This is a genomic window from Streptomyces sp. NBC_00996, from assembly GCF_045162675.1.
In the GTDB taxonomy this organism is placed as follows: domain Bacteria; phylum Actinomycetota; class Actinomycetes; order Streptomycetales; family Streptomycetaceae; genus Streptomyces.
The window spans coordinates 4370793-4386474 of the sequence record NZ_CP108723.1 but is presented as its reverse complement, the minus strand read 5'-3'; the positions used below and the strand labels follow the sequence as shown (position 1 = coordinate 4386474).

Below are 15682 nucleotides of genomic sequence, written 5' to 3'. Positions count from 1 at the left end.
GATTTTACATCGAGGCGCGTACGCTTTTTTGACGGACCATTCTGGGTAGATGTCAGGCGCTCTCTTTCTGGGGATCTTGACGTGACACTTGGCGGCCTTGGTGCAGGGAAATTTCTGCAGGGAATTTCGGTAGACAGAGCCATTGCGGACATAATTTCTGCAGCTCTGGAACTTCTTGATGCCTGCAATGTGCGAGGGTGGGGCGGAACTGCAGATGTCATCAGCCTTGCGGATGCGGTGGCGTCAGCAAGGAGAGGGACGTCTCATTAGACGGGCATGTGGGTGCTGAGGCGTGTGGTGAGGTGTAGGCAAAGGTCTTTTGGACGCCTGTCTTTCCCTCTCTGTCAATGGGGTGTGGCATCTCGGGAGTACGCCATTTTTCTCCTATAGGCCGCGCGCTTTCCAGTGGTTTGAGTAAGTCTGCTTGGGGCGGGAGATGGCAGTCGCCGGCACAAGGCGAAGTCAAGGCATTGTGATCAGGCCGTGAAGCGCAGCTGACCTCTGATGTGCTGAATGAGATGGCCCCGAGGGCCGCTTGACCCGTATCCGGAATTGACGGAACGCCGGGACACGTTGGTGAACCCTTGGAGGCGGGCGCCGACGAGCGCTCCCTGCCTGGGGCGCGCCCCGAACGGGCCCACGGCGGCGACCTCCCGGGGTTGAGACACCGTTTCGGGCGCGCGCAGTGCACAGCTGCGGCCGCAGCTTTCGCGATCACTACGAGGAGTTGTGTGCGGTCGGTGCCGCCCGCGTATACGGCCTGTCGTAGCAAGCGGTGGTGCACCCAAGAGAGTTGGTGGACCGGCTGCGGCTGCCCGCGGTCCCTACGCGGGCGGTCGAGGCGGCCGGGGACTATGTGCCGTACGTGCCCGGCAGGAGCGAACTGCCGACGGACGCGGCCGAGCGGCTGCTGGCGTTCCTGGCGCTTGTGGCTGAGGAGAAGCGCGAGTGCGAGTAGGGAGCGGCGCTGGCGCAGCTAGGCCGAGCAGCGGTTCACCGGTCCGTGGAAGGCGGTGAGGTACGCCAAGAGCTGGTCGTCGCGCACGCCTTCCTCATCGGCTGGCTGGTCCGCGCCGCCCTCGACGCCCCGCCCTGGCGCTGGCTGGACCTCAACCACGGCAACGCCGCCCTGACCGTCATCCGCTACGCCCCGGCCGCCCGGCCTCCGTACTCCTCTTCAGCGACATGGCCCACCTACCCGCCGAGCTGCGCTGGACCGGCTTCCCACCCGAGCTGAGCGCGCGGGTGGGAGACCTGCACCGCGGGCCGGGCTCCGTGCACGGAAAGCCCGGAGAATCCTGAAAGAACCCTGGAGGAAAGCCCGAAGGGCCACAGCACCCAGCGGTGCGGTGGCCCTTCGTAAGGGGGCTCAGGCGTACGTCAGTGGACGTCGCCCATCAGCTGCTTGACCTTCTTGCGGTACATCCACACCGCGACACCGGCGATCACGGCGAGCGTGGCCTCCAGGGCGACGATGCCCGTCTTGTTGAGGTCGACCTCGGCGATGGAGAGGAGACCGGTCGTGGCGTCACCGGCGGTGACGGCCAGGAACCAGACACCCATCATCTGGGAGGCGTACTTCGCGGGGGCCATCTTCGTGGTGACGGAGAGTCCGACCGGAGAGAGCGTCAGTTCACCGACGGTCTGCACGAAGTAGATCGCGACCAGCCACATCGCGGCGGCCTTGTGACCGCCCTCGGCGATCGTCAGCGGAGCCAGGAAGAGGAAGAAGGAGGCGCCGATCAGGATCAGACCCGACGCGAACTTCGTGGCCGTGCTCGGCTCCTTGCCGCGCTTGTTCAGTGCCAGCCACGCCCAGGCGAAGACCGGGGCGAGCGCCATGATCATGACCGGGTTGACGGACTGGTACCAGGAGACCGGGAACTCCCAGCCGAAGACGGTGTTCTCGGCGGAGGAGTCGGCGAAGATCGACATCGTCGAGCCGCCCTGGTCGTAGATCATCCAGAAGACGGCCGCGGCGACGAAGAACCAGATGTACGCGGACATCTTCGACTGCTCGGCGCGGTCCAGGTCCTTGTCCCGCTTGATGCGGCCGATGACCATGATCGGGATGATCAGACCGGCGAGCGTGATCGGGATCAGCAGCCAGTTCAGCGTGTAGTGACCGGAGAAGCCGACGATCGCGTAGAAGACGACGGCGACGGCGGCCCACAGTGCGGACTTTCGCAGCGTCGCGGCCTTCTCCTCGGCGGACAGCGGCGTGGGGACCTCGTGCGAGCGGGCGCTGAGGTGACGGCCGCCGAGCAGGTACTGGACGAGGCCGAGGGCCATGCCGAGCGCGGCGAGCGCGAAGCCCAGGTGCCAGTTCACGTTCTCACCGACGGTGCCGATGATCAGCGGCGCGGCGAAGGCACCGAGGTTGATGCCGATGTAGAAGAGGGTGAAGCCACCGTCACGGCGCGCGTCGTCCGGGCTGTCGTAGAGGTGGCCGACCATCGTGGAGATGTTGGCCTTCAGCAGACCGGAACCGATCGCGACGAGGCCGAGGCCGCCGTAGAAGGTGCCGGACGAGGGCAGAGCCAGCGTGAGGTGGCCCAGCATGATGATCACACCCGCGACGGCGACCGTGTTGCGCGGGCCGAGGACACGGTCGGCGAACCAGCCGCCCGGCAGCGCGAGCAGGTACACGAGCGAGAGGTACACCGAGTAGATCGCGGTCGCGGTGGCCGCGCTCAGGTGCAGGCCGCCCGGTGCCACCAGGTACAGCGGGAGCAGTGCCTTCATGCCGTAGTAGGAGAAACGCTCCCACATCTCGGTCATGAAGAGAGTGGCCAGTCCGCGGGGGTGGCCGAAGAAGGTCTTCTCGGAACCGGGGGTGCCCGGGGTGACCGAGTCCTTCGTCAGGCTGGACGCCATGGTCGTTCCTTGCTGGTCGGGACGCGCTGCTTGAGCGTCGCGCGCCCGGTGGGGGGCGGCCGGCACCGGCGGGGTACGACCATCCACCCCCACGCCCACGGGGATTCCGCTCCGGATTGCGAAGCGGTGGACGGCGACCACCGGGATCCACGCCCTTCACGCGTCAGCGCGCTCGGGCCCGGCCACAGGTCATTCCTTTCAAGGCTGGCGAACACCAGCCCGCACACAAAAGAGACCTTCAGCGTCAAACACTCGCCAAAGGTCCCGGTGTGGTGCTACAGGCGTCTGGTCACCATACGACATGTCAATGCCGCATATGGAAGGACTTGAGACATGGATCACAGGCGATCATGGAACCGGGGGCGCCCATTCGAAGGTGCTTCCCAGGATCGCATCCCACAGCCGCAGGTAAGAATCACACTGGTGGCGGGTGTGAATCACGGAGGCCGATCGCCCCACAGCACTCGTCCGTGGCGGACTACCATCACCCCATGACCCGAGTACTGCTCGCCGAGGACGACGCGTCCATCTCGGAGCCGCTGGCCCGCGCACTGCGCCGGGAAGGCTACGAGGTCGAGGTGCGCGAGGACGGACCCACCGCGCTCGACGCCGGAATGCAGGGCGGCGTCGACCTGGTCGTTCTGGACCTGGGGCTGCCCGGCATGGACGGCCTGGAGGTTGCCCGCCGGCTGCGCGCCGAGGGCCACACCGTCCCGATCCTCATCCTGACCGCGCGCGCCGACGAGGTGGACACCGTCGTCGGCCTCGACGCGGGCGCCGACGACTACGTCACCAAGCCGTTCCGGCTCGCCGAACTCCTCGCCCGGGTACGGGCGCTGCTGCGACGCGGCGCCGCCGAGCCGCAGCAGCCGCCCGCCACGCACGGGGTGCGCATCGACGTCGAGTCGCACCGCGCGTGGATGGGCGACGAGGAACTCCAGCTCACGGCCAAGGAGTTCGACCTGCTGCGGGTCCTCGTCCGTGACGCCGGACGCGTCGTCACCCGTGACCAGCTCATGCGCGAGGTCTGGGACACCACGTGGTGGTCGTCGACCAAGACCCTCGACATGCACATCTCCTGGCTCCGCAAGAAGCTGGGCGACGACGCGGCGAACCCTCGCTACATCGCGACGGTACGAGGCGTGGGCTTCCGCTTCGAGAAGAGCTGACATCCCACTTCTCCGTCAGGTCTGGGGCTGCGCCCCAGACCCTGCTGGGTCGTTCCTCGGCTGCGGGTGAGTGGGGGCTGGTCGCGCGGTTCCCCGCGCCCCTGATGGGGCGAGGCCCGGCAGCACTGGCCCGTCCGGCGATCGAGGACGGGGCCGCTCAGGCCGAAGGGGGGTCTGGGGGCGCAGCCCCCCAGAGATGGGACGGGTAGGGGCGGCGGGGGCGAAAACCGGGCCCGCGGCACGACGCCCGCACCCACCCCGTCCAGGCCCGGCACAGCGTCAGGGCACACTGGACCACGTACAGCCACCTGCCCGGAGGGCCCCGTGCGTCGCCGTCTCATCCAGTCCACGCTCGCCGTCGTGCTCGTGGTGATCGCCGTCTTCGGCGTATCCCTCGTCATCGTCGAGACCCGCACGATCAGCAACAGCGCCCAGGAGCGGGTGGACTCCGAGGCCCTGCGACTGGCGAGCATCGTGGACAGCCGCATCCTCGGCGACGAGAACATCACCGCGGCGGTCTTCAAGAACCAGGTCGCGGACCAGCGCTACGCCATGATCAGGATCCCCGGCCGCCCGCCCATCGAGGTCGGCACGGAGCCCACCGGCGACGTCATCCACTCCACCGCCAAGGGCGAGGAGGGCGAGACCGTCACCGTCGAGGAGCCGCGCTCGTCGGTGACCCGCGAAGTCGGCCGTACGCTCCTGATCATCGGCGCCGTCGCCCTGCTCGCGATCGTCGCCGCCGTGCTGCTCGCGGTGCGCCAGGCCAACCGCCTGGCCTCCCCGCTCACCGACCTCGCCGAGACCGCGGAACGGCTCGGCTCCGGCGACCCCCGCCCGCGCCACAAGCGGTACGGCGTCCCGGAGCTGGACCGCGTCGCCGATGTCCTGGACGGCAGCGCGGAGCGCATCGCGCGGATGCTCACCGCCGAGCGCCGCCTCGCGGCCGACGCCTCCCACCAGCTCCGTACGCCCCTCACGGCGCTCTCCATGCGGCTGGAGGAGATCACGCTCACCGACGACCCGGACACGGTGAAGGAGGAGGCGACGATCGCGTTGACGCAGGTCGAGCGCCTCACGGACGTCGTCGAACGTCTGCTCACCAATGCCCGCGACCCGCGCACCGGCTCCGCCGTCTCCTTCGACCTCGACGAGGTCATCAAGCAGCAGCTGGAGGAGTGGCGCCCCGCCTACCGCAGCGCGGGCCGCGCCATCGTCAGCTCGGGCAAGCGGCACCTGCGGGCGGTCGGCACACCGGGCGCGGTCGCGCAGGTCCTGGCGGCGCTGATCGAGAACTCCCTCATGCACGGCGGCGGCACCGTCGCCCTGCGCACCCGAGTGACCGGCAACCAGGCCGTCGTCGAGGTCACGGACGAGGGCCCCGGCGTCCCCACCGACCTGGGCGCACGGATCTTCGAGCGCACGATCAGCGGCCGTAACTCCACGGGGATCGGGCTCGCCGTCGCCCGCGACCTGGCGGAGGCAGACGGGGGCCGCCTGGAGATGCTCCAGGCCCAGCCGCCGGTCTTCGGCCTGTTCCTCTCCCGCACGCCCCTGAAGAGGCCCCCGGCAACAGAGGAAGACGAGCGCACGGTCCGATAACCCCACCCGCGCCCACCCCCACCCGCGCCCCCCGACCGAGCGGCCTCGACCGAGCGGCCTCGACCAACCCATCCCCGACCGGGCCCCGGCCCCGACGCTCGCCGTGCGCGGGGCGCCGTTGCTCGGCATCGCGGGGGCGTACGGCGTTGCGCTCGCCGCCGTGCGTGGCTCAGACGTGGATGACGCTGCCCAGGCGCTGGCCGGCGCCCGGCCCACGGCGGTGAACCCGGCCTCGACCAAGCCAGGCGCCCTGACAATGCCCCGGGCTCACCCCCGACCCGTTTCCAGGGACGCGCAAGCCACGTCCAGGCTGCCCGGCGGCGTCCCGGTGGCTGTGGCTGAGGCCTCGGCTCCGGCCTGCTCGGCAGAGCCGTGGTACGGACCTCGGTACCACCACGGCCGTCGCGCAGAGCCCCTCACGAGGCTCAGGCTTCGCACCCGGCCGGCCTGCCCGCCCGAGTCGACCTCGCGACGTTCGAGCGCGGCTCCCGCCGCCGCCCATCGAGGCCCACCCCGTGACCCACTCGCACGGGTGGGTCGGTGGGAAACCCGCCGCGGCGCGGCGAAGAAGCGGAGCGGCGAAAAAACGGCGCGGCGAAGAAGCGGCGCGGAGCGCCGGGAAGCGGGTGTCGCGGAGCGGGCGGCGGAGACACAGCAGGCGGCCGCGGAGCGGCGGAGAAAGCGGGTGGTCGCGGAGCGGCGAAAAGCCGGCGGCCGCGAAGGAGCCGAATCGCTTCAGTTCACCTTGGCCCGCGGGCGAGGCTTCGCCCCCGCGTCGAGGAACGATTCCGCACTGGCCACAGCCTCCCGCGCCGGCAGCGCCCGGAACACCCATGTGCGGTACGACCAGAACCGGAACAGCGTCGCGACCCCGATGCCGAGGAACTTGAAGACGTTGCTCTGCAGCGGGGTGTCCCAGCCGAACCCGTACGTCGCCGCGTACAGCACGCCGTTCTCGATGACCAGCCCCACCACGCTGAACAGCAGGAAGAGCGTCAGCTCCTTGGTGCGGCCACCCTTGTCGCGGTCCCGGTAGGTGAAGTAGCGGAACCCGATGTAGTTGAAGACGATCGCGACGACGGTGGCGATGACACTGGCCCGCACGACCTGCAGCCCGGTGACATGGCGTACGAGGTTGAACACGAGCAGGTTGACGAGCAGCCCCGCCCCACCGACCGCACCGAACTTGGCGATCTCCCTGAAGAGCAGGTCGAACCGGCGGCGAACCGCGCTGCGAGGCCTCGCAGGAGACCCCGAAGAAGCACTGCCCATGGTGTCGCCAGCCCCCGTCGGTGGGTACGTCGGTCGAAGTACGTCAACCCCGCCATGCTAACCAGCGGCCCTCTCCGCCGCCTGTGCACGGGCTCACAGGTAAGAAAACAGGCGGTCACAGGCTCGGAAATTACGGCGGAAGGGCGCGGAAATCGGCCACCGTGGCGCGGCCGATACTCTTGGAGCGTGACGTTCCCGGTAGTCGGCATGGTCGGCGGGGGTCAGCTCGCTCGTATGACACACGAGGCGGGCATCCCGCTCGGCATCAAGTTCAAGCTCCTCAGTGACACCCCTCAGGATTCCGCGGCGCAGGTCGTCAGCGATGTCGTCATCGGCGACTATCGCGACCTCGACACGCTGCGTGACTTCGCGCGGGGCTGCGACGTGATCACCTTCGATCACGAACACGTACCCACCGAGCACCTGCGGGCCCTGGAGGCGGACGGCATCCCCGTCCGCCCGGGACCCGATGCGCTCGTGCACGCCCAGGACAAGGGCGTGATGCGCGCGAAGCTCGACGAGATCGGTGTGCCGTGCCCACGGCACCGCATCGTGAGTGACGTCGCCGACGTCGCCGCGTTCGCGGCGGAAGGCCTCGCAGAAGGGGCCGAGGGCGACGGTTTCCCGATCATCCTCAAGACGGTCCGCGGCGGCTACGACGGCAAGGGCGTCTGGTTCGTCCGGTCGATCGAGGACGCGACCGACCCCTTCCGTGCCGGCGTCCCCGTCCTCGCCGAGGAGAAGGTCGACTTCGTACGGGAACTCGCGGCGAACGTCGTCCGCTCCCCGCACGGCCAGGCGGTCGCGTACCCCGTCGTCGAGTCGCAGCAGGTCGACGGCGTCTGCGACACGGTGATCGCTCCCGCCCCCGGCATAGCGGAGGCGCTCGCTCTCCAAGCCGAGGAACTCGCCCTGCGCATCGCCAAGGAGCTCGGCGTGGTCGGCCACCTGGCCGTCGAGCTCTTCGAGACGGCGGACGGCCGCATCCTGGTCAACGAACTGGCCATGCGCCCGCACAACTCGGGCCACTGGACCCAGGACGGCGCGATCACCTCCCAGTTCGCCAACCATGTCCGCGCGGTCCTCGACCTCCCCCTCGGCGACCCGCGCCCGCGCGCCAAGTGGACGGTCATGGCGAACGTCCTCGGCGGCGACTATCCGGACATGTACTCCGCGTACCTGCACTGCATGGCCCGCGACCCCCAGCTGAAGATCCACATGTATGGCAAGGACGTGAAGCCCGGCCGCAAGGTCGGCCACGTCAACACTCACGGCGACGACCTGGACGACGTCCTTGAGCGTGCCCGCCACGCAGCCGGTTACCTGAGAGGCACGATCACAGAATGAGCCCCGTTGTAGGCATCGTCATGGGGTCGGACTCCGACTGGCCCGTCATGGAAGCCGCCGCGCAGGCCCTCGACGAGTTCGAGATCCCGTACGAGGTCGACGTGGTCTCCGCGCACCGCATGCCGCACGAGATGATCGCGTACGGCGAGCAGGCCGCCGAGCGCGGGCTCAAGGCGATCATCGCCGGCGCGGGCGGTGCCGCCCACCTGCCCGGCATGCTCGCGTCGGTCACCCCGCTGCCCGTCATCGGCGTGCCCGTCCCGCTGAAGTACCTCGACGGCATGGACAGCCTGCTGTCGATCGTGCAGATGCCGGCCGGTGTCCCGGTCGCGACCGTCTCGGTCGGCGGCGCGCGCAACGCGGGCCTGCTGGCCGCCCGGATGCTCGCCGCGCACGACGAGGAGCTCCTCGGCAGGATGCGGGAGTTCCAGCAGGAACTGAACGACCAGGCCACCGAGAAGGGCAAGAGGCTGCGCACCAAGGTCGAGGGCGCGGGCAACGGCTTCGGCTTCGGGAAGTGACGCGGATGTCGTCCCTCGATGAGGCCCGCGCACTTCTGGCCGACTTTCCCGTCGTCGACGGCCACAACGACCTGCCCTGGGCGCTGCGCGAGCAGGTCCGCTACGACCTCGACGCCCGAGACATCGCCGCCGACCAGAGCGCGCACCTGCACACGGACCTGGCGCGCCTGCGCGCGGGCGGCGTGGGCGCCCAGTACTGGTCGGTGTACGTCCGCTCGGACCTGCCCGGCGCGGTCACGGCCACGCTCGAACAGATCGACTGCGTACGGCAGTTGATCGACCGCCACCCCTCGGAGCTGCGCGCCGCTCTGACGGCCGCCGACATGGAGTCGGCGCGGGCGGAGGGTCGTATCGCCTCCCTGATGGGTGCGGAGGGCGGGCACTCGATAGACAACTCCCTCGGCGCACTGCGGAGGCTGTACGCACTGGGCGTCCGCTATATGACGCTCACCCACAACGACAACATCGCGTGGGCGGACTCGGCCACCGACGTCCCCGCCGTGGGCGGTCTGTCGGCCTTCGGCCGTGAGGTCGTCCGGGAGATGAACCGCGAGGGCATGCTCGTGGACCTCTCGCACGTGGCCGCGACGACGATGCGGGACGCGCTGGACACCTCAGTCGCGCCGGTCATCTTCTCCCACTCCTCCTCGCGCGCGGTGTGCGACCACCCGCGCAACATCCCGGACGACGTGCTGGAGCGGCTGCCCGCCAACGGGGGAGTGGCGATGGTGACGTTCGTACCGAAGTTCGTCCTCCAGGCGGCGGTCGACTGGACGGCCGCGGCCGACGAGAACATGCGCGCGAACGGCTTCCACCACCTCGACACCACCCCCGAGGCCATGAAGGTCCACCGCGTCTTCGAGGAGTCGAACCCGCGCCCCATCGCCACGGTGGCGACGGTCGCCGACCACCTCGACCACATGCGTGAGGTCGCCGGGATCGACCACGTCGGCATCGGCGGCGACTACGACGGCACGGCCTTCACCCCGGACGGCCTGGACGACGTCTCCGGCTATCCGAACCTGATCGCCGAACTGCTGGACCGCGGCTGGTCGTCCACCGATGTGGCCAAGCTGACTTGGCAGAACGCCGTACGGGTGCTGGGCGCGGCCGAGGACGTGGCCCGCGATCTCCGGGCGAAGCGGGGCCCGTCGAACGCGACGCTGGAGCAACTGGACGGCTGAGTGGGCAGGGCGGCATGCCCGGTGGGCTGGGCGTACCCCCAAACGCCCTGCCCACCAGGAAGCCCCGCGGGCTCCGTGCAACGGTGGCGATACTGCGATCACCGTCCACCCCACGGAGCCCGTCATGGCAGAACTGCAGGACGAACTGCACGCCACCGCCGAGGTGGAAGAGCTCGACCGGCCCGTTGCCTGGCCGGAGGCGGAGTCCCTGGAGTCCCTGGAGTCCCTGGAGACCACGCAGACCACGGAGACCGACCGGGGGACGGACCCGCTGGAGCGGGCCCACGTCTTCCTCGCCGGCCACCCCGTCGCCGACGGCTACAGTGGTTTGCCCTGGGCGCTGCGCCACCTGCCGTGGTTCGACCTGGAGCTGGGCGAGAGCGCCGTGGACACGGATGTGCCGAGGTTGCGGGAAGGGCACGTGGGTGCGCTCTTCTGGTCGCTGCACCTGCCCGAGGGGCTGGCCGGGGAACGGGCCGTGGGCGCCACCCTGGAGCAGCTGGACCTGGTGAAGACGGTGGTCCGGGCACACCCCGAGGGACTGCGCATGGCGCACAGCGCCGCCGAGATCACCGACGCCCAGTACTGCGGCCGCGTCGCCGTCGTACTCGGGCCGGCCCGTGCCGACGCGCTCGGCGACTCGCTCGGCATCCTGCGCGCCCTGCACACGCTCGGCCTGCGCATCCTCACGCTGTCGGGTGCGTCCTGGGCGAGCGAGGCGGGCCTGACCCGGTTCGGCGAGGAGGTGCTTCGCGAGATGAACCGTCTGGGCGTGCTCGCCGACCTCTCCGACACCTCGGAGGCCACGATCAGCCGTGCCCTCGCGGTCTCCAAGGCCCCGGTTCTGTTCACCCGCTCCGCGGCCTGGGCGCTGCGCCCCCATCCGGCCAACCTTCCCGACGACGTTCTCGTCGCACTGGGCGCCGCCAAGGGGCTGTGCCTCGTCCCGCTCACGGCCGAGCAGACCGGTCCGTCCGTGCGGGACGTCGCCGACCACCTCGACCACGTCCGCGCCCTCGCCGGTGCGGAGTGCGTCGGCCTCTCGGGTACGTACGACTCCGGAGTGGCCCATCCGCAGGACCTGGCCGACGCGTCCTGCTATCCGTACCTGATCGCCGAGCTGTTCTCCCGCGGCTGGTCCGAGACCGATCTCGCGCTGCTCACCCGGGGCAATGTCCAACGGGTGCTGCGCAGCGCGGACTTCACGGCCCGCGCCGCCCAGCAGCGCCGCGAGCCGTCGACGTCGAAGATCGCCGAGCTGGACGGATAGCCGACCGTTACGAGTGGCCCATGACGAGTGGCCCGGTAGGAGCGGTGGCCCGTGGCAGGTGGTCGATCACGGGTGGCCCATGACGGGTGGTCGGTCAAGGGCGGTCGATCACGGGTGCTCGATCCTGCACAGGCAGAACGGATGCCCCGCCGGATCGGCGTACACGTGGAAATCCTTCTTCTCCCGGTTCTCCAGGTCCAGCGGCCGCGCGCCCAGCGCCAGCACCTTCTCGTGGGCCGCGTCGACCTCCGCCCAGGTGGCCCCGGCGTCGAAGTCGATGTGGACCTGCTGCGAGTTCCGGTCGGCCCGCGGCCACTCCGGCGGGGTGTGGCCGTCCGCCCGTTGGAAGGCCGGCCGCGGCCCGTCCGGAATCCGGGGTACGACCCAGTCGTCGTCCTCGGCCTGGGGTGTGCCGCCGCCCACCCGGGCGTAGAAGTCGGCGAGCGCGCGCGGGTCGGGGCAGTCGATCACGACGGAACGAAAACGGGCCACAGCCGGCGTGAGTCCTCCAGGGTCAGCAGGCGCAGAGACAGAACGGGTGCCCCGCCGGATCGGCGTACACACGCCAGGAACGCGACCGGTCGTCGGCGTCCAGCGGCTTCGCGCCGAGCGTGAGCACGCCCTGCTCCGCCGAGTCCAGGTCGTCGACGGTCAGGTCCAGATGGAACTGCTGTGATGCGGCGGGCGCGGGCCACTTCGGCGGTACGTGACCCGGTGCCGCCTGGAAGGCCAGCGACTGCCCGCCGGGCACCTTCAGGTCCACCCAGTCTCCCTCGCCCTCGACGGTGCCGCCCAGCACCTCGGCGTAGAACCCGGCGAGCGCGCGCGGGTCGGGACAGTCCAGGACGACGACGCCCAGTTCGGCGAGAGCCATGACTTCCTCCTAGGGGGACTCGGATACCCGTTTACCGTCTGTTACCTGTAGACCGCCTCAAGCGGTAACAAGTGTTACTGCATGTTCCCGCATTGGAGGTAACGTCGCAAGCATGAGTGAGAGATCGCCCGCACCCGGGGGGCTGGCCCTGGTGGAGGCCCTGGTGAACACCGTGGACCTGGAGTCGGGCGCCGACACGCTGGACACGGTCGAGGGGCGTGCCGCGTTGGGCGTCGCGGAGCGGGACGTGGCCGAGGTACGAGAGCTGCGCGAGTCCCTGCGGGCCGTGTGTCTGGCGCACGCCGGTCACGCCCCGCACCGCGAGGTGACGCCCCTGGGCGAGTTGCTTGCACGCGCGCCGCTGTATGTGGCGGTCGACGAGCGGGACGGCTCGGCGGCCCTCGCCCCGGCCGACGCGGGCCCGCTGCTCTCCCGCGTCGCGGCGGCCGTGGCGGAGGCGCTCACGGCGGGCACCTGGCTCCGCCTCAAGGCCTGCGAATTGCCCGAGTGCCATTGGGCGTACTACGACCGCAGCCCGGCCGGCCGGGGCCGCTGGTGCTCGATGGCGGTGTGCGGCGCGCGCGCGAAGATGCGGCGGTACCGCGCCAAGGAGTCGTAGGACAGCGGGAGTCGGGCGCCAACCGCTCGACGCACAGCGAAGTGGGGCAGAATGCAAGGGGCGCCGGTCCGGCCGACTGAGCCTCGGCCGGACCGGCGTCGTGCGTGTGGGTGTCCGGCCGACTGAGCCTCGGCCGGACCGGCGTCGTGCGTGTGGGTGTCCGGCCGACCGAGCCGCGGCCTGACCGGAGTCGTGCGTGCGCGTCGCGGCGCCACGTCACGTGACCAGCAGACGGTTCGCGTCACGTGACCAGCAGGCGATTGAAGAACGAGCGGTAGTGGCGCAGTGCCAGGCGCAGGTCCTCGGTGTCCGCCTGCTCGCCCCGATTCCACTGTCCCTCCAGTTCCTGTTTGTGATCGGCGAAAGTGGCGGCGAGCCTCTGCATCACGTCCGCGACCAGGGCGTCGGCGGTGTTCACGGCGTCGCGCGGATCGTCGACGAACTTGCTCTGCACCTCCTGCCAGCGGGCGCGGAACCCTTCCTCGTCCTCCGCGCTGAGGAGTTGGGGAATCTCGTCCTCGGCCCCCGCGTCCGAGCCGCGGGCCTCGTCCCGGGCGCCGGAGCTGTCGGCCGTGGCCTCGTCCCGGGCGTCGGAGCTGTCGGCCGTGGCCTCGGGCGAGGGGCCGGAGTCGGCCTTCGTGTCCTCGGCCGCCGGGCGGGAGTCCGCTTCCACGTCCTCGGCCGGGGGGCCGGACTCGGCTTTCACGTCCTCGCGTTCGGCGGATTCGCCCGCCAAGGTCGTGCCTTCGCCCGGGAAGGTCGGCACTTCGGACCGCGTGCTCGCCGTGTCGTCCGTGTCGGCCGTCCTCCGGTCACGGGGCTGGGCAATGTCGTCCGTGGACAGGCCGCTCCCGGTGGCGGCGTCCGGTATGTCGTGACGTTGCATCTCTTCTCCGTTCCTGCGGTCGCCGAGCCGATCAGGCCCGGGCGTGGCGGGCTCGGCCTCCATTGGAGAGCAGTTCTTCGAAGAGGGCGCGGTAGTGCACCATGGCGCCCCGCAGTTGCTCTGTGGTCGCCTGGTGTCGCACGCTCAGTTCGTCCACCTCATGAGCGGCCCGGTAGTGCTCCAGGGTGCGGCCGTGCTCGACCGAGAGGTCCTTGAGCTGCTGCTCGAAGTGCTGGGTCGGATAGCCGCGTTCGTCCATCAGAGAGGTCACCAGACGGTCCGCGTCGTGCACGGCGCCCTCCGGGTGGTCCACGAAGTCCTCCTGCACGCTGGTCCAGTCCCGGGCGTACCGATCCCTGACGCTGCTGTCCAGCGGCTTGATGTCCAGCGAGTCGTGCCGCTTCTCGCGGGCCCTGAGTTCGCGTTCGCCGGCCATGCGGCTGTCGGCGTCCTCCACCGTCCGCTCGTACTCCGGGCCGAAGCGCTCCCGCAGCTTCCGGCGGCGCACGAACAGCGCAGCCGCCACGGCGGCCAGGGCGATCACCACCACGATGGGAATGATGATTGCCAGAAGTGTCCCTGTTGACATCGGGCGGAACCTCCTCACGGGGGCAGAATGCGCCCCTATTTATGCCGAATTCCCCCGACTTTTCGACTAAAACGAAATAATCAAAGGGGAGTACGCCCTCGCCCCGGCGACCGCCCGGGCTCGTCAGGCTCGGGTGCGGCGCGCAGCTCGCCGATCACGGACCAGGCGACCGACACCATCGGGACGGCCACGACCGCGCCGATCACGCCGGCCAGGATGCCGCCGGCGATGACGGAGACGGCCACCACCACGGGGTGCAGCCGGACCGCCCAGCTCAGCACCAGCGGGTGCAGCACGTGTCCTTCGAGCTGACCGATGACGACGATCAGGGCGAGCACCGCGAGGGCGATGACCGGCCCCCGTGAGGCCAGGGCGACGACCGTGGCCACGGCCAGCGCGATGGGCGACCCCACCAGCGGGATGAAGGCGAGGAAGAACTCCAGCAGCGTCAGCGGCAGGGCCAGCGGCACGCGCAGCGCGAACAGGGCGGTCCCGACCAGTACGGCATTGGTGGCCGCCACGATGATGATGCCCCGCGTGTACCCGGCGAAGGTGCGCCACGCCGCCCGTCCCGTGCGCGCCCACGGGTCCCGCGCGCCCTCCGGCAGCAACTCCTGGAACCAGTGCCAGAACTGGTCCCCGGAATGAATGAAGAACAGGGAGCAGAACAGCGCGAGCACCCCGGTGGTGAGCACTTCCACCAGCCGCCCGGCGCCGCTGAGCGCGGAGCTGATCAGGAGGGAACGGTGCTCCGAGATGTACTTGGCCAGCTTGCCCTGGAGATCCGACACCACCGCATGGCTCAGGTGGAAGGGGGAGCCCTCCAGCCATCGTTCGATCCGCCCGATGCCCCCGGAGAACTCCTCTCCCAGCTTGCCCGATTCTCCCGCCACCAGACTTCCGACCAGCGCCAGCAGCCCCAGCACCACCACCAGGCTCCCCACGACGCTCACCGCGACCGCCGCGGGCCTCGGCAGCCACCGTGCCAGCAGATTGGCCAGCGGACGCAGCACCGAGGTCACCACCAGTGCGAGGAACAGCGCCACTGCGACCAGTTGCAGCCGCCCGAGGATGGTGAAGCCCGCGTACACGGCCGCGCCGAGCACGAGCAGCCGCCATGCGTGGGCCGCGGCCACCCGCAGCCCGTGGCCCACGGTCGTGGCCGCGCTGTCGCGGTCCCGGGCGCGCCGCATCGCCGCCCCGGCCGTACGGGCCTGTGCCACCGCCCCTACCCCGCGGGCGGGCCGGCTCCCCAGCACGGTGAACCGCATCCGTCGTCCGCCGCGACCGGAGCCGGGGTTCGCGCCGGCGTCCGTGCCGGGACCCGCGCCGGGCGAGTCCGGCCGTGGGCGCGAACGACGCGATCCGTCGCTCACCTGTGTGTCACCGCCTCCCGTCGGCGGGATCGCGCTGCTACGCGTTGCTACGCGTTCCCGAAGGGGCACCTTCGAACACAAGGGGCGTCAGGGACA

General features: G+C 70.2%; 14 protein-coding genes and 2 pseudogenes. 9 read left to right on the top strand and 7 right to left on the bottom strand.

Annotation, left to right across the window (positions count from 1 at the left end; genetic code table 11):
* Nucleotides 1–808: 808 nt before the first annotated feature.
* A pseudogene (locus OG390_RS20625) lies at nt 809–1302 on the top strand (histidine phosphatase family protein); the annotation flags it as partial.
* Between the two features lie 78 nt (nt 1303–1380).
* Here the strand turns inward: OG390_RS20625 and OG390_RS20620 are convergent.
* Nucleotides 1381–2877 carry an oligopeptide:H+ symporter gene (locus OG390_RS20620; protein WP_406169922.1) on the bottom strand — a complete coding sequence of 499 codons (1497 nt, stop codon included), beginning with the start codon at nt 2875–2877 and terminating at the stop codon, nt 1381–1383.
* Between the two features lie 491 nt (nt 2878–3368).
* On the opposite strand from OG390_RS20620, the gene OG390_RS20615 reads away from it, so the two are divergent.
* The 3 genes and pseudogenes from OG390_RS20615 to OG390_RS20605 all read left to right on the top strand — a co-directional run.
* Entirely contained in the window at nt 3369–4046 is a 678-nt protein-coding gene (locus OG390_RS20615) for a response regulator transcription factor (protein ID WP_018566970.1), read from the top strand.
* 324 nt (nt 4047–4370) lie between these two features.
* Entirely contained in the window at nt 4371–5648 is a 1278-nt protein-coding gene (locus tag OG390_RS20610) for an ATP-binding protein (RefSeq protein WP_399087080.1), read from the top strand.
* 94 nt (nt 5649–5742) lie between these two features.
* A pseudogene (locus tag OG390_RS20605) lies at nt 5743–5880 on the top strand (S-methyl-5-thioribose-1-phosphate isomerase); the annotation flags it as partial.
* A 503-nt stretch (nt 5881–6383) separates the two neighbouring features.
* On the opposite strand, the gene OG390_RS20600 reads toward OG390_RS20605, so the two are convergent.
* Nucleotides 6384–6920, bottom strand: a complete 537-nt coding sequence (locus tag OG390_RS20600; RefSeq protein WP_406169919.1) for a GtrA family protein — start codon at nt 6918–6920, stop codon at nt 6384–6386.
* A gap of 186 nt (nt 6921–7106) precedes the next feature.
* On the opposite strand from OG390_RS20600, the gene OG390_RS20595 reads away from it, so the two are divergent.
* The 4 genes from OG390_RS20595 (at nt 7107) to OG390_RS20580 (ending at nt 11242) form a co-directional block, all read left to right on the top strand.
* Nucleotides 7107–8267, top strand: coding sequence for a 5-(carboxyamino)imidazole ribonucleotide synthase (locus OG390_RS20595; protein WP_406169917.1), 1161 nt, complete (start codon nt 7107–7109; stop codon nt 8265–8267).
* Nucleotides 8264–8788, top strand: a complete 525-nt coding sequence (gene purE / locus OG390_RS20590) for a 5-(carboxyamino)imidazole ribonucleotide mutase (RefSeq protein ID WP_399087086.1) — start codon at nt 8264–8266, stop codon at nt 8786–8788. The genes OG390_RS20595 and purE overlap by 4 nt, the downstream gene beginning before the upstream one ends.
* Nucleotides 8789–8793: 5 nt before the next feature.
* A complete protein-coding gene (locus OG390_RS20585) occupies nt 8794–9972 on the top strand; it encodes a dipeptidase (RefSeq protein ID WP_406169915.1) in 1179 nt (392 codons plus the stop codon).
* Nucleotides 9973–10096: 124 nt separating this feature from the next.
* Nucleotides 10097–11242, top strand: coding sequence for a dipeptidase (locus OG390_RS20580; RefSeq protein ID WP_406169913.1), 1146 nt, complete (start codon nt 10097–10099; stop codon nt 11240–11242).
* A 108-nt stretch (nt 11243–11350) separates the two neighbouring features.
* Here the strand turns inward: OG390_RS20580 and OG390_RS20575 are convergent, their stop codons facing one another.
* Both OG390_RS20575 and OG390_RS20570 read right to left on the bottom strand, forming a co-directional pair.
* Nucleotides 11351–11734: a VOC family protein gene (locus OG390_RS20575; RefSeq protein ID WP_406169912.1), complete on the bottom strand. Its 384-nt coding sequence runs from the start codon at nt 11732–11734 to the stop codon at nt 11351–11353.
* 22 nt (nt 11735–11756) lie between these two features.
* The gene (locus tag OG390_RS20570) at nt 11757–12116 is read right to left on the bottom strand and encodes a VOC family protein (protein ID WP_406169910.1); all 360 of its coding nucleotides are present in this window, start codon (nt 12114–12116) and stop codon (nt 11757–11759) included.
* Between the two features lie 112 nt (nt 12117–12228).
* On the opposite strand from OG390_RS20570, the gene OG390_RS20565 reads away from it, so the two are divergent.
* Nucleotides 12229–12735, top strand: a complete 507-nt coding sequence (locus tag OG390_RS20565) for a CGNR zinc finger domain-containing protein (RefSeq protein ID WP_406169908.1) — start codon at nt 12229–12231, stop codon at nt 12733–12735.
* 241 nt (nt 12736–12976) lie between these two features.
* On the opposite strand, the gene OG390_RS20560 is transcribed toward OG390_RS20565, so the two are convergent.
* The 3 genes from OG390_RS20560 to OG390_RS20550 all read right to left on the bottom strand — a co-directional run bounded on the left by OG390_RS20560 (nt 12977) and on the right by OG390_RS20550 (nt 15481).
* Complete coding sequence (locus tag OG390_RS20560) at nt 12977–13621, bottom strand: hypothetical protein (RefSeq protein WP_406169906.1); 645 nt, start codon at nt 13619–13621, stop codon at nt 12977–12979.
* A gap of 31 nt (nt 13622–13652) precedes the next feature.
* A complete protein-coding gene (locus tag OG390_RS20555; RefSeq protein WP_399087100.1) occupies nt 13653–14210 on the bottom strand; it encodes a hypothetical protein in 558 nt (185 codons plus the stop codon).
* Between the two features lie 80 nt (nt 14211–14290).
* Complete coding sequence (locus tag OG390_RS20550) at nt 14291–15481, bottom strand: AI-2E family transporter (RefSeq protein ID WP_406169904.1); 1191 nt, start codon at nt 15479–15481, stop codon at nt 14291–14293.
* Nucleotides 15482–15682 lie beyond the last annotated feature (201 nt).